The sequence below is a fragment of the Desulfoscipio sp. XC116 genome (assembly GCF_039851975.1).
GTDB lineage: Bacteria > Bacillota > Desulfotomaculia > Desulfotomaculales > Desulfallaceae > Sporotomaculum.
In genome coordinates this window covers 2,333,249-2,348,068 of the sequence record NZ_CP156660.1, presented here as the reverse complement: position 1 = coordinate 2,348,068, position 14,820 = coordinate 2,333,249, and the positions used below count along the sequence as shown (strand labels likewise).

The 14,820-nt window shown below is 44.6% G+C and carries 7 protein-coding genes and 2 rRNA genes; 6 read left to right on the top strand and 3 right to left on the bottom strand.

What is annotated here, in order from left to right:
• Nucleotides 1-635: 635 nt before the first annotated feature.
• A 16S ribosomal RNA gene (locus tag ABDB91_RS11230) occupies nucleotides 636-2,169 on the top strand.
• A gap of 306 nt (nucleotides 2,170-2,475) precedes the next feature.
• Nucleotides 2,476-5,424: ribosomal RNA gene (locus ABDB91_RS11225) — 23S ribosomal RNA — on the top strand.
• Together the 16S and 23S rRNA genes form the textbook arrangement of a ribosomal RNA operon.
• A 543-nt stretch (nucleotides 5,425-5,967) precedes the next feature.
• Here ABDB91_RS11225 and ABDB91_RS11220 read toward each other — a convergent pair.
• Nucleotides 5,968-7,167, bottom strand: coding sequence for a GGDEF domain-containing protein (locus ABDB91_RS11220; RefSeq protein WP_347487812.1), 1,200 nt, complete (start codon nucleotides 7,165-7,167; stop codon nucleotides 5,968-5,970).
• Between the two features lie 845 nt (nucleotides 7,168-8,012).
• The gene (locus ABDB91_RS11215) at nucleotides 8,013-8,828 is read right to left on the bottom strand and encodes a 4Fe-4S ferredoxin (protein ID WP_347487811.1); all 816 of its coding nucleotides are present in this window, start codon (nucleotides 8,826-8,828) and stop codon (nucleotides 8,013-8,015) included.
• Nucleotides 8,829-9,585: 757 nt separating this feature from the next.
• Between ABDB91_RS11215 and ABDB91_RS11210 the strand changes: the two genes are divergently transcribed.
• The 4 genes from ABDB91_RS11210 (at nucleotide 9,586) to ABDB91_RS11195 (ending at nucleotide 13,372) form a co-directional block, all read left to right on the top strand.
• The gene (locus ABDB91_RS11210; protein ID WP_347487810.1) at nucleotides 9,586-10,731 is read left to right on the top strand and encodes an acyl-CoA dehydrogenase family protein; all 1,146 of its coding nucleotides are present in this window, start codon (nucleotides 9,586-9,588) and stop codon (nucleotides 10,729-10,731) included.
• A 120-nt stretch (nucleotides 10,732-10,851) separates the two neighbouring features.
• Nucleotides 10,852-10,992 carry a hypothetical protein gene (locus ABDB91_RS11205; RefSeq protein WP_347487809.1) on the top strand — a complete coding sequence of 47 codons (141 nt, stop codon included), beginning with the start codon at nucleotides 10,852-10,854 and terminating at the stop codon, nucleotides 10,990-10,992.
• Nucleotides 10,993-10,997: 5 nt separating this feature from the next.
• Nucleotides 10,998-12,587, top strand: a complete 1,590-nt coding sequence (locus ABDB91_RS11200; RefSeq protein WP_347487807.1) for an AMP-binding protein — start codon at nucleotides 10,998-11,000, stop codon at nucleotides 12,585-12,587.
• 17 nt (nucleotides 12,588-12,604) lie between these two features.
• Nucleotides 12,605-13,372, top strand: coding sequence for a 3-hydroxyacyl-CoA dehydrogenase (locus ABDB91_RS11195; protein WP_347487806.1), 768 nt, complete (start codon nucleotides 12,605-12,607; stop codon nucleotides 13,370-13,372).
• 409 nt (nucleotides 13,373-13,781) lie between these two features.
• Here the strand turns inward: ABDB91_RS11195 and ABDB91_RS11190 are convergent, their stop codons facing one another.
• Complete coding sequence (locus ABDB91_RS11190; RefSeq protein ID WP_347487804.1) at nucleotides 13,782-14,744, bottom strand: nitronate monooxygenase; 963 nt, start codon at nucleotides 14,742-14,744, stop codon at nucleotides 13,782-13,784.
• Nucleotides 14,745-14,820: the final 76 nt, after the last annotated feature.

Here is a 14,820-nt window from a genome sequence, read left to right as displayed (position 1 = left end):
AGTTGATCAAATCCCAAGACTCCCACTTCTATAAGTGAGAGTTCCTATTATTACTTCAGGTGGGGTAGAATACCCCATCTGAAGCCTGATGTTCAGTTATAGCTGAACGAGTTCATTTTCCCGGCGCTTAACTGGTTTAAATTACTTGTTGCATCAATAGCCTTAAAATGATAACATAACAAATGTCGCTGCCACGGCGGCGGAGAAATGATAAGGCGAAATGATAAGCGGTATATTTAATAATATTTAATAGAAATAATATTAAATAGAATGCAATGCCAACCACAAATTGCCTTTGACACAAGCCGATCAAAGTGATACAATACAATTCCGGTCGCCAAACGACGACCGCCCGGTCCTTGAAAACTAAACAGTGCAAAGAGATGGAAACGGACGCCGGACGTGGTTGGTTATTAATAACCGAGCCAAGCGACGGCGGCCAATCAAACCTCGTCAAACGAAGCTAAAAGCCAAAGCCAAACAGCAGCGGTTTTTAGCAAACGAATAAACGAGTAAATCATAAAACGAGCAGATTAAACTCACTTAAAAAGCAAACGGGCACAAGCTGCTATAAAGTCATCCAGCCCAATAAGGCTGGGCAGCCTAAAGCAGACCAAACCCGCTTAGCATAAACTTTTATGGAGAGTTTGATCCTGGCTCAGGACGAACGCTGGCGGCGTGCTTAACACATGCAAGTCGAACGGGGTTTAGCGAGGAGTTTACTTCTTGCTAAACCAAGTGGCGGACGGGTGAGTAACGCGTGGATAACCTGCCCCATAGCCTGGGATAACGCCGGGAAACCGGTGCTAATACCGGATAAGTTCATCTGGTTGCATAACCGGATGAAGAAAGGTGCAAACCGCTACAGGATGGGTCCGCGTCCCATTAGCTTGTTGGTAGGGTAACGGCCTACCAAGGCCGCGATGGGTAGCCGGCCTGAGAGGGCGACCGGCCACACTGGAACTGAGACACGGTCCAGACTCCTACGGGAGGCAGCAGTGGGGAATCTTCCGCAATGGGCGCAAGCCTGACGGAGCAACGCCGCGTGAGTGATGAAGGTTTTCGGATTGTAAAACTCTGTCCAAAGGGAAGAAACAAATGACGGTACCTTTGGAGGAAGCCCCGGCTAACTACGTGCCAGCAGCCGCGGTAAAACGTAGGGGGCGAGCGTTGTCCGGAATTACTGGGCGTAAAGGGCGTGTAGGCGGCTTGCGCAAGTCAGTCGTGAAACCTATCGGCTTAACCGGTAGCTGTCGATTGAAACTGTCGGGCTTGAGTGCAGAAGAGGGGAGTGGAATTCCCAGTGTAGCGGTGAAATGCGTAGATATTGGGAGGAACACCAGTGGCGAAAGCGGCTCCCTGGCCTGTAACTGACGCTGAGGCGCGAAAGCGTGGGTAGCAAACAGGATTAGATACCCTGGTAGTCCACGCCGTAAACGATGGGTGCTAGGTGTTGGGGGTATCGACCCCTCCAGTGCCGCAGTTAACGCAATAAGCACCCCGCCTGGGGAGTACGGCCGCAAGGCTGAAACTCAAAGGAATTGACGGGGGCCCGCACAAGCGGTGGAGTATGTGGTTTAATTCGACGCAACGCGAAGAACCTTACCAGGTCTTGACATCTCCTGCCAGCTGTGGAAACACAGTCTTCTTCTTCGGGAGACAGGAAGACAGGTGGTGCATGGTTGTCGTCAGCTCGTGTCGTGAGATGTTGGGTTAAGTCCCGCAACGAGCGCAACCCCTACCTTTAGTTGCCATCAAGTGAGGTTGGGCACTCTAAAGGGACTGCCGTTGACAAAACGGAGGAAGGTGGGGATGACGTCAAATCATCATGCCCTTTATGATCTGGGCTACACACGTACTACAATGGCCGGTACAGACGGACGCGCAGCCGCGAGGTGAAGCGAACCCGAGAAAGCCGGTCCCAGTTCGGATTGCAGGCTGCAACTCGCCTGCATGAAGTCGGAATCGCTAGTAATCGCAGGTCAGCATACTGCGGTGAATACGTTCCCGGGCCTTGTACACACCGCCCGTCACACCACGAAAGTTGGCAACACCCGAAGCCGGTGAGTTAACCTGTAAAGGGAACAGCCGTCGAAGGTGGGGTCGGTAATTGGGGTGAAGTCGTAACAAGGTAGCCGTATCGGAAGGTGCGGCTGGATCACCTCCTTTCTAAGGAGATTATGTGGTGGTTACTGGTATAGCCATAACCCACCACCTAAATCCTAGGTCGGACATCTCTATAAAACGCACTGTTTGGTTTTGAGGGACTACACAGCGACGCCAGACAAAAGTCAGGCGTCGCAAACAGTCTCCGAATTAAAAAAAACGGATAAGCCGAAGGCATTGGACAACCGCTAAAAAAGGTCAGCCAAGCCCCGAAAGCAAAACTCCGCACGTTCCTTGAAAACTGCACAGCGAAAGCAAGCAAGTATAAGTAAAGCACAGGTAAAAAGCACAAGACGCCGAAGACCAAAAGGTCAAGCTAGAAAGAGCGTACGGTGGATGCCTGGGCGCTAAGGGCCGATGAAGGACGTGGTAAGCTGCGAAAAGCTACGGTGAGCCGCAAGCAGGCATAGACCCGTAGATCTCCGAATGGGGCAACCCGTTACCAGTAACGAGGTAACATCTTATGTTGAACACATAGACATAAGAAGGGCACCCGGTGAACTGAAACATCTAAGTAACCGGAGGAGAAGAAATCAACCGAGAACCCCCAAGTAGCGGCGAGCGAACCGGGGCCAGCCTAAACCTATTTCGCGTGCGGAATAGGGGTTGCGGGACTCTCACAACGGACTGACAACCTTAGCCGAACCCGCCAGGAACGGCGGGCCACAGAAGGTAACAGCCCTGTAGGCGAAAAGGCAAGTCAATTCAGAGAGCATCCCAAGTACCGCGGGACACGAGAAACCCCGTGGGAATCAGGGAGGACCACCTTCCAAGGCTAACTACCCTTAGCGACCGATAGTGCACAAGTACCGTGAGGGAAAGGTGAAAAGCACCCCGGGAGGGGAGTGAAACAGAACCTGAAACCGTACGCTTACAACCAGTCAAAGCACAATTAACGTGTAATGGCGTACTTTTTGTAGAACGGACCGGCGAGTTACCTTTAGCGTGCCAGGTTAAGGCTGATCAAGGCCGTAAACCGCAGCGAAAGCAAGTCTAAAAAGGGCGTCATAGTACGCTGAAGTAGACCCGAAACCGGGTGATCTACCCATGTCCAGAGTGAAGCGGGAGTAACATCTCGTGAAGGCTCGAACCAACCGTCGTTGAAAAGGCGGTGGATGAGGTGTGGGTAGGGGTGAAATGCCAATCGAACCCGGAGATAGCTGGTTCTCCCCGAAATAGCTTTAGGGCTAGCCTTGTACAAAATAGCCGGAGGTAGAGCACTGAATGGGCTAGGGGCCTTCACCGGTTACCGAACTCAATCAAACTTCGAATGCCGGACTATTAAAGTACAGGAGTCAGACTGCGGGTGCTAAGATTCGTAGTCGAGAGGGAAACAGCCCAGACCGCCAGTTAAGGTCCCTAAATCGTGCTAAGTGGCAAAGGATGTGAGGTTGCCCGGACAACCAGGATGTTGGCTCAGAAGCAGCCACCATTTAAAGAGTGCGTAATAGCTCACTGGTCAAGTGACCTTGCGCCGAAAATGTAACGGGGCTCAAGCACGGTACCGAAACTGCGGAATTCAGCAATGAATTGGTAGGGGAGCGTTCCCATTGGATAGAAGCTATACCGTAAGGAGTAGTGGACTGATGGGAAGTGAGAATGCCGGTATAAGTAAGCGCAAAGGCAGGTGAGAATCCTGCCCGCCGAAAACCTAAGGATTCCTGGGGAAGGCTCGTCCGCCCAGGGTAAGTCGGGCCCTAAGCCGAGGCTGAAAAGCGTAGGCGATGGACAATCGGTGGAGAATCCGATACCACCTTAAAGCCGTTATAAGGATGGGGTGACACAGCAGGGCAAGCCAAGCGCGCGGATGGAAAAGCGCGTCCAAGCTCGTAGGGCGAACCGCAGGCAAAACCGCGGTTCAAGAAGCCTGAGAAGTGACGGGGAGCGAAAACAAGTAGCGAAGTGGCTGCACCCAAACTGTCAAGAAAAACCTCTAACGAGGCTCTAAGGTGCCCGTACCGCAAACCGACACAGGTAGGTGGGGTGAGAATCCTAAGGCGCGCGAGAAAACCCTCGTTAAGGAACTCGGCAAAATGACCCCGTAACTTCGGGAGAAGGGGTACTCCATTAGTGTAAAGACATTAACTGTCAGAGCATGAAGGAGTCGCAGAGAAAAGGCCCAAGCGACTGTTTACCAAAAACACAGGTTCCTGCTAAATCGCAAGATGACGTATAGGAGCTGACGCCTGCCCGGTGCTGGAAGGTTAAGGGGAGAGGTTAGCGCAAGCGAAGCTTTAAACCGAAGCCCCAGTAAACGGCGGCCGTAACTATAACGGTCCTAAGGTAGCGAAATTCCTTGTCGGGTAAGTTCCGACCCGCACGAAAGGCGTAACGATTTGGGCGCTGTCTCAACGAGGGACTCGGCGAACTTGTAATGCCGGTAAAGATGCCGGCTACCTGCGACAGGACAGAAAGACCCCGTGGAGCTTTACTGCAGCTTGACATTGGATTTTGGTATTGCATGTACAGGATAGGTGGGAGGCTGAGAAGTTAGGGCGCCAGTCTTAACGGAGCCACCGTTGGGATACCACCCTTGTGATATTGAAATTCTAACACCGGAGCCTGAATCGGCTCCATGGACAGTGTCAGGTGGGCAGTTTGACTGGGGCGGTCGCCTCCCAAAAAGTAACGGAGGCGCCCAAAGGTTCCCTCAGCGCGGTTGGAAATCGCGCGGATAGAGTGTAAAGGCAAAAGGGAGCTTGACAGCGAGACCAACAAGTCGAGCTGGGACGAAAGTCGGGCTTAGTGATCCGGCGGCATTCGCGTGGAAGAGCCGTCGCTCAACGGATAAAAGCTACCCCGGGGATAACAGGCTTATCTCCCCCAAGAGTCCACATCGACGGGGAGGTTTGGCACCTCGATGTCGGCTCATCGCATCCTGGGGCTGTAGTAGGTCCCAAGGGTTGGGCTGTTCGCCCATTAAAGCGGTACGTGAGCTGGGTTCAGAACGTCGTGAGACAGTTCGGTCCCTATCCGTCGCAGGCGCAGGAAACTTGCGAGGAGCTGTCCCTAGTACGAGAGGACCGGGATGGACGGATCACTGGCGTACCAGTTATCGCGCCAGCGGTAGCGCTGGGTACCCAAATCCGGCCGGGATAAGCGCTGAAGGCATCTAAGCGCGAAGCCCCCCTCTAGATAAGGTTTCCCATCCAGTTAATGGAGTAAGACCCCTGGCAGACTACCAGGTAGATAGGCCGGGCGTGCAAGCACAGCAATGTGTGCAGCGGACCGGTACTAATAGGTCGAGGACTTGACCTTAAATTCGGTGCTCTGATTTTGTTAATCGGAAGTTGGCGGTTGGTTGCCGTTAGGCGATAAACCAACCATACTGCTGCCGGATACAAGATAGTTTACTTGTTAAAATAAAACTTGCTCAGCTGTGCATTTTTGAGGGAATGGGGTCAGGCTTAAACTTGTTTAAACTAACTGTAAACTCTTCTAGCAAGCCGGGATGGTTATTGCTTGTCAAGGAATATATGTATATCGTTTAATATGGTATCAGGCGGATAAGACTCCGAGAGATTATTTAAAGGCCATAGCTCTTGGTGCAAATGCCGGTGGAGCACAGTGGTAAACCGCAATTTTGATTTGGGGGAGAGCCCCCCATTTTTTTGTTTTTATTTGTTGTATGGTTCCTCCTTATAAGCATTGCCTGGAGGAAATTCCCACAAAGATAGTGCCATTCCTTCTTTAATTAGCGAATAATCCTAATTTCCAGGGGTAAAGTACTGCTTTCGGTTGTTAATGATATATAGCTGGCTTAACCGAACACGGATGTTGGGCTTTCTGGTATTCCCTTAATCACATAGCTGGCTTAACAGAACACCGATGTCCTGTATTTTGAAATCTCACAACACGATTTCTTCCTTGCATTTTCGCCATATAAAGAGCATTGTCGCTTAGTTTATAAAACATATCGACGTTAGTTTCCGAATTCGGAGTTAGAGTGACTACTCCTATACTTATGGTAAATTTTATTTTAGGATTAATGCTAACTGATCCATTTTCGATTGTCTTTCTTAATCTTTCCGCGACTTCCATGGATTTTTTTTCATCTGTCCCCGGAAGCAATATGGCAAACTCTTCGCCGCCGTATCTGCCAAATAAATCATAATCTCTTAATTGAACCTTGATGGCGGCAGCAAACTCCTTCAAGACAACATCGCCTACATAATGGCCGTATACGTCATTTATCACTTTGAAATTATCAATATCTATAAGCAAGCATGAAATCTGTTCTTTTTTTCTTGAAAATAAAGAAATAAGTTTTTTTGCGCGCAACATAAAGGTTCTGCGGTTAAGTATATTAGTTAATTCATCGAATGATGCAGCTCTAAGCAATTCAATATCTAACTTTTCTTTTGCCAGAAGAATAAAACCCATACTTCCTACGAGCATTACAAGATATAACAAAAGAAACGAGCCCGTATTGGAGATATCCGTTGACCATAATGTCATATCATGCGCCGAAGTTAGTGCTGTATAGGCTCTAAAAAGAAAAGAAACCATTGTAATGCTATAAAAAGAAGCTATTACTTTTTGTAAAATTGATGGACTTTTATGTACAAAAATCCTATATACCGGAAATGCAATTAATGTAGCTGTAATTGAAGATGTAAATGCAATCCTAATGTTTTCTGGAACGTCATATATTATTAAGATGTTAAAAATAAAAATACAAACAAAAACCAGGATGTTATAATTTCTTTTTGTGACCTTATTGTAGCTATCAACTAAAATCAAAAAGGCAATCAACTCCAATGCTGCACCAATAAATATCATAGAATTTGATATAGATGTCCAAATGATATAAGGAATAGCACCTTTGAATCCGGCCATGATCCATGCAACTGATTGAAGTAATTTAGACAATAAAAATATATTAACCGACTTCTCCTTGTTATGACGAACTGTATATGAAATAATAAGTATGCCTGTTAGAATGTGTCCTAACACAAGAACCATTAAGAGAGTTCCCATATCTATATAAAAAACATTCACCGATATTCCTCGCTTTCGACATAGTAACTTTAGTGCACATAATTTATGAATGTATTCATTGTGACACCACGCTTTATTTAGGGTATTTGCATATGTAGTTTCTTTTTGTGTCCGAAAGTTTAACGGAGCACCATCATAAAAGTATAAAAAGCTCCAGTTAGTTGCAATAATAAGACCTGTTTCTATTAAATATGTTCAATTATTATTATCTTGTGTTTTACATAATTGCCATCGGATGGCAATTGAGGTGTTCTAAGATTTTAGTTAATGCTAAAGACCTAAAATAAAATAAAGAACCCCCTTGCCGGTGCGAAACAGGCAAAAGATTCTTTTGTATTGTATAGTACTCGTTATCGGAATTAAATTAAGTTAACGATAAATAAGATTAATCTTTGACATTCTCAAATTTGTTTTGTTATGCTTTTCATTCGAATAATCATCTTGCTTTCATTTCTTCCGAGGGTGCCTAACCAACATATTTCCCCAGTTTAAAAGTAATGTATATCCAAATTCTCCACTAATAAAAAAACATCATCCTTTTCTAAAATGCTGCTGCAGTCACAAGTCATAGTTGCCAAGCGCCAGCTTCATTAGGTTTCTTGTTCATATTATATCCGTTTTTGTAGTTTTTTGAAAGAGGGGTTAAGTGTTTTGCCAATTTAAATTCAACAATCTATAAGTGCAGAACAAACAAGCCCACCAAAGAAAAAAGCGGCATCTTGCCGCGGTTGAGGTGAAGTAAATTTTTGAAAACATCAGGGAGATTAACGGCGAGGTTGTCACTGTGCCTGCAAATCCTGAATAACCTGGATAAAACCTATTACTTGGGTTAACTGTTTCAGCTTCTACCATAAATCGCTACAATAAGGAAGTTCGTTTTTATCCAATAGATTGATAGCTTCTTTCTTGCATCCGACCCTGCATACCCCGCACCCGTAACACTGCAGGGGGTTTACATAGCATTTGTGGTTCACTGCAGAATACTGTATGGCTCCAAACTGACATAATTTCTGGCATTCCCGGCACCCCACACATTGAGCCGGAACAATTTCAGCTATGTATTCCGACTTGAACATAACATCTAGTAAGTCTGAACTTATCTGAAACCTAAAAGCAAGGCAGTCGTGGTCACAATTGCATATCGCTCCAATAAAAGGTGTTTTAAATGTCCAGATTGAGTGCACCAGACCCTCCCGGTCAAACTCCCTGAGCAGTTTTTTGGCTTCGCTTGAATTAAGTGTCTCCAGATTATACTGCAGCTCCGGCCATTCACTTATCAGGCCGGTGGGATCAATGCCCAGCAACATGCAATACCTGTGGTTGCTTGCCCCGGTTTTAATCTTTCTGCAAAGACACGGTATTCTTGTAATTGACTGCACCAAATCAATTATTCCCTCGGCATCCTCAATGGGAACTACCTGGCCAAAATGATCTTTTTTCATTTTTTGTGTTCCCATTTTTCTGATGAAACGATAAACCAGGGGATGTTTTCTTTTAAAAGTGCCTAATTTATCTATTTTTAAGCCGGCGCTATGTAGATATGGAATAAACCCGTTAATATAAGCTTGGCGACTACTTTCAGCCAACAGCGCTGTGGAATAGTTCTCCATTATTTCGTACCATTTTTTACCTTCACCGTGTTTGGTACAGAACTCACACAAAGAAGTAACCCCCTGTCTAAATATCGGATTGCCATCCTCCAGAGCATCAGAACTCACAGCTTTCAGGATCGAATTCTGCACTCATTGAAATTATACCTTTAATTCTAGGGCTGATGATACAATATTTTAAAATTTTACAGGCGGCATGTGAACCTCCTCCGGGACGAGCCCGGAGGCTCTTCTCGGAAGTTTCTCGCTTCATTGGGAACTGCCCTGGCAAAGCAAGGTCTTATACTCTCTCGTGAGCTACAGCACTGTGTTAGCACAGCCTTGGCCCGGTCCATGGGCATCTACTACTTCGCCATACGGCTACGTAGATACGTGTGCTTACTTGAAAGCACCAATCTCTTTCGGGAATCAGTTTTACGCAGCAGCCCATTGGCCCGCTGTAACCCTATACTGATTGTTAAAGAGTACAGGTATATTATACCATGGGAACATGTGTTTGTGAAGTATTTATCGCCCTACGGGCGATGCCTCTTTCATCCCACGGGACGAGCCCGTGGGTTTTCAGAGGCAGGTTTTTATAAATTATTTACCACGAAAAACCAAGAATACTTTAACTAATACCAACTGTGTGTTTTGTATTAAGGACAGTGTCCTAAATAAAGGACGTTGTCCTTTGTTTTAATGAGCCAATTGCTAGGGAAAAACATGCTTTTTTTATTATAAATGAGTGGCATTAATGTTGCTATATTAATTTAAAAATATTAATAATTCAAAAAAATAATTTTTTTAATATGAAAGGTGGTTTCAGATGGCAATTTATAACGAGGAACACAATATTTTTCGCACAGCATTTAAAAAATTTATAGAAAAGGAACTTGCTCCTCATATAGACGAATGGGAACAAAAAAGAGAGATACCCCGATCGGTATGGCGCAAGTTCGGGGAATATGGTTACCTCTGCCCTTGGCTGCCGGAAAAATACGGCGGTTCGGAAACGGGTTTTGAGTATTCTATGATTATAATTGAAGAACTTACCAGAGCGGGTATTAATGGGGCTGTAGTAGGTATAGGGGTACATAGCGATATAGTTGCACCATATCTAAATAGCTATGGCAATGAAGAACAAAAGACAAATTGGCTGCCAGGTTGCGGGACAGGTGAAATAATTACCGCTATAGCCATGACCGAGCCTAATACCGGCTCTGACCTACAGTCAATTAAAACTACTGCTAAAAAAGAAGGGGATTATTACATCATCAATGGTCAAAAAACCTTCATTAGCAATGGTATTAGCGCAGATCTTGTAATAGTAGCATGTAAAACAACTACAAATGAGGACACTCCTTACAAGGGAATTAGCCTAATAGTAGTTGAAGACGGTACGCCGGGATTTAATAAAGGTCGTAAGCTAAATAAACTAGGCTTGCATAGCCAGGATACCGCAGAATTATTTTTTGAAGATTGCAAGGTTTCTGTAAAAAATCTACTAGGCCATGAGGGTATGGGCTTTTCATATATGATGAAGAAATTGCAGCAAGAGCGGCTAGTATCCGCGGCTATTTCACAATACCTTGCAGAACGTATGCTTTCTGGCGCAATAGAATATTCAAAAAGTCGAAAAGTTTTTGGTAAGCCTGTTAGTAGACAGCAGCACAACTCTTTTAAAATTGCGGAAATGGCAACAGAAATAGAGCTTGGAAGAGTTTTCTTAGAATCTTTAATAGCTGACCATTTAATTGGGATGGATATTGTAACCCGGGTTTCTATGGCTAAATGGTGGGTTGCTGAAATGGCCAACCGAGTTGCTTACAATTCCTTACAGCTATACGGGGGCTACGGCTATACTGAAGAGTATCCAATAGCAAGGGATTACCGTGATGTCAGGGCACATACCATATTTGCCGGAAGCACGGAAGTAATGAAGCTTATTATTGCACGTAAGCTTGGCCTTTAAATAATAAAAATTGGAGGTTTATTTAATGAAGAAAGTGGCAATCGCAGGCATAGGAATGACAAAATTTGGGCCCACAGAAAAGATGTGGCTTTAGTTGAACTGGAAGAAGGTCCGTGGATTATGGGTAATGTAGTAAATGTTGAACCTGAAAAAGCTGGCATGGATTTAATCGGTAAAAAGGTAATTGTGGGGCATCAGGTTGTGAATGGAATGAACTATACTTCTGGAGAAGGTGTTACACCTACCTTTTCTGTGATGTAGTCAATTTGAATGGAGTAATTGAAAAGAGGGGGCAGACTGTGTATATTCCATGTGTAGGTGATTTGATAAGAACTGCTGCCCATGCTTATCCACAAAAAGAGGCGGTAGTATTTTATCATGAAAACGGACAAAGAAGTTCCATTACTTATCAACAACTTAATAGTAAAAGCAATAGCCTTGCAAATGCGCTGACTAACATGGGAATAAAAAAGAATGACCACGTCGCACTTTACATGCTAAATTCTATTGAATATACTGTAATCTTTCTTGCGTTAGCAAAAATTGGTGCACCCGCTGTGCCAGTCGATTTTTCACTTGTGCCCGATGAGTTGTCCTATATAATAAACCATTCGGATTCCAAGGCCATATTTTTTGATGACGTCTTAAAAGATAAGGTTTCAATGGCTAGAAAAAGCTTTGAGCAGGTTAAACATTATATTTACGTAGGAGATACTTGTGAAAATTCTTTAGGATACGAGGAAGTTTTGTCCGATGCACCGGACAAAGAACCCGAAGTGGACATTAGATATTTAGACTGTTTATATATTGGATATACATCTGGAACCACGGGAAGACCAAAAGGTGCTGTTATCTCACATTACGCGCGTTCAATTGGAGCGGGTATAAAGAATGCACAATATATGGTAGATGAAACCGCAAAGTGGTTTTCGCCAGGTCCTATGTATCATGCCAAGCCACTAGTGAATTTTGTACAGGCAATCGCTGCGCGGGCCACTTTAATTTCCATGAAGAGATTTAACCATGAAGGAGCTTTAAGAATTATTAATAATGAGAAAGTTACCCACAGCTTTATGGTTCCAGCTATGTTTAACATGATTCTTAGCATACCGCAAGAAGTGAGAAAGGGATACGATGTAAGTTCTGTAAAAGTCTTGGTTTCTGCAGCCGCGCCTTTATTAACTGAGACCAAATTAAAAATTCTTGATTTCTTTAAAAATGCGGGACTGCATGAATTTTACGGAGCTACAGAACTTGCGTTGTGTACAAACTTGCGGCCCGAAGATCAAATAAGGAAAGTTCGATGTGTTGGGTTGCCTTCACCAATAGATGAAGTAAAGATTTTAGATGATGACGGAAATGAGGTTCCGAGGGGCGAGGTAGGCATTTTATATTCTAAAAACCCCACGCAATTTGATGGTTATTATAAGAATCCAAAGGCTACCGAAGATGCATTTAGAGATGGATTTAATACAGCTCAGGATATGGCAAGGATGGATGAAGAGGGTTACATTTATATTGTTGATAGGAAGAAGGATATGATTCTTCATGGTGGGGAAAATGTTTATCCTGCTGAAATTGAAGAATCATTAAAAAATAACCCTAAAATATTTGATCTGGCGGTAATAGGAGTACCAAATGAAAAGTATGGCGAAGAGGTAAAAGCAGTTGTGGTCTTAAAGGAAAACGAAACCGCATCAGTGGAAGAGATTATCGATTGGTGTCAAGGAAGAATGTCTAGGAAAAAAATTCCTAGGTCTGTTGATTTTGTGGATGAGTTACCAAGAAACCCATCAGGGAAAATACTGAAAAGAGTTTTACGTGATCAATATTTAGGCAAGAAACTAATTAATTAAAAGAAAGGATAATATACGTGGACCTGAAAAATGTTACAGCAGTCGTTACTGGTGGAGCGTCCGGTTTAGGAGAAGCAGTGGTGAAAAACTTTGTATCATTAGGAGCTAAGGCTGCTATTTTTGATATGCAGAATGAGGCTGGTGAAAAGTTGGCCGGGGAGATGGGAACAAACGCATTCTTTATTAAAACTAATGTCACGGATGAAATAAGTGTGCAAAAAGCGTTAGATAAGACAGTTGAGAAGTTTGGTTCTATAAATGTGGTTGTCAACTGTGCCGGTATCGGTGCTGCGCAAAAAGTGTTGAGTAAAAAAGGAACCATGCCTTTAGAAAATTTCAACAAGGTGATCCAAGTAAACCTTGTAGGAACGTTTAATGTCATCCGCCTGGCTGCGGCTATGATGGCATCCAATGAGCCAAATAAGGAGGGAGAAAGAGGAGTAATAGTCAACACCGCTTCGGTAGCAGCTTATGAAGGTCAGGTTGGCCAAACAGCATATAGTGCATCGAAGGGTGGAATTGTGGGGATGATTCTTCCTTTAGCACGGGAATTTGCTGCATACGGCATTCGCGTTATGGGGATTGCCCCCGGTATATTTGAAACGCCTATGTTTGCGGGAATTCCTGAAAATGTACGCGAAGCCTTGGGTAAAATGGTTCCTTTCCCTTCACGGTTAGGTAAGCCAGAGGAATTTGCCCTATTGGTGCAAGATATAGTCGGAAATGTCATGCTAAATGGTACAACCATTCGTCTTGACGGAGCAATAAGGATGCAGCCCAAGTAACTCTTGTAATTATAAAGCTGTGTAAACGCTGATGTTTATAATAAAACTTAACTGGTGCAACAAATTCGCCGCTATTTCTAAAGAATAATTTTCAGCCAGACAGTTTGTTTGATGCAAAGTATTTTAAATATTTCAAATATTTTAATATTACAATAAGGGGACTTGGTATGATTTAACTTCCTCTTTAGCGAGCAGCAAACAAATTGTAAATTATAAATAAGAAGTGGAAAAGTTGGTCGTTGCCGGAATTAATTTTAATGAGCCCCCTGGTTTTACGCCAGGGGGTTTTAAAGCTTTGCTTTAATTTACTTTGCAGCCATATTTATAGAGGAACCCTTCGGTATTTATGCTTTGATACTAACTAATGAATATCAAGGCAGTTGATAATGCTATTTTGACTAGATCGGCACTACATCTGCTGCAGACGGGTCAAAATATCCTTTGCACCAGACATTATTTCTTCGATAACATCTTTAACAGACTTAACCTCACCAATTAGACCTATGCATTGTCCCAATGCTAAGGTAGCCATTTCGATATTGCCGTTGTGCAGGGCTTGCCGCCCTACTTGGCCGCTGATTATGGTAAGCAGTTCATCCAAGCTGGCGCTTCGCTCTTCCATTTCCAGTACCTTTATTGCAGCGGCATTTTTCATCACCCTGGCGGCGTTACGAATGGACCGTTGTATTAATACTGTGTCGGTTTCCCGAGCGTTAACTATCCATTTCTTGAAGTTGGAGTGGGCCAGGGACTCGGTGGTAGCGACAAACCTGGTGCCCATTACCACGGCCTCGGCCCCCAACGCCAGGGCGGCTATCAAGCCACGTGAATCGGCTATGCCCCCTCCGGCTATCACTGGTATGGACAACCTGCTAGCGGTCTTGGGTACCAGAACCATAGTGGTTACATCGTCCATGCCAGGATGGCCACCGCATTCAAAACCCACGATAGTTACGGCGTCCGCTCCTAGTTGCTCGGCCTTTTCGGCAAAACGTACAGCCGGCACCTTGTGTATCAGCTTTATCCCCGCCTGCTTAAGATAAGGTATAAACTGCTCCGGGCTGCGCCCCGAGGTTTCCAACACGGGCACCTGCTCCTCAATTACAGCCTCGAAATATTCAATTGTTTTATCCTGAGGCTCCGCATCGGGCAGCATAGAGATATTAACTCCAAAGGGTTTGTCCGTCAGTTCCCTGGTTCTGCGAATTTCTGCCACAAGGTGCTGCTTGGTGGGCTGGGTGAGAGCGGTTATAATGCCTAAACCGCCGGCATTTGAAACTGCGGCGGCCAGTTCCGCCTTGGACAGCCACTGCATACCACCCTGGATAATGGGATATTTAACACCCAACAAATTGGTTATTCTGGTTTTCATTTTTATATTCATCTCCAGTTTTTAGTCTAAACTTTGATTTGAAAGAGCTTAAAACTAGTCCATTATATAAACGCTC

What these genes read in the sequence shown, in the direction of transcription:
- ABDB91_RS11190 (WP_347487804.1), bottom strand. Translation starts at nt 14,744, where the DNA reads ATGAAAACCAGAATAACCAATTTGTTGGGTGTTAAATATCCCATTATC.
- ABDB91_RS11205 (WP_347487809.1), top strand. Translation starts at nt 10,852, where the DNA reads ATGGGTAATGTAGTAAATGTTGAACCTGAAAAAGCTGGCATGGATTTA.
- ABDB91_RS11210 (WP_347487810.1), top strand. Translation starts at nt 9,586, where the DNA reads ATGGCAATTTATAACGAGGAACACAATATTTTTCGCACAGCATTTAAA.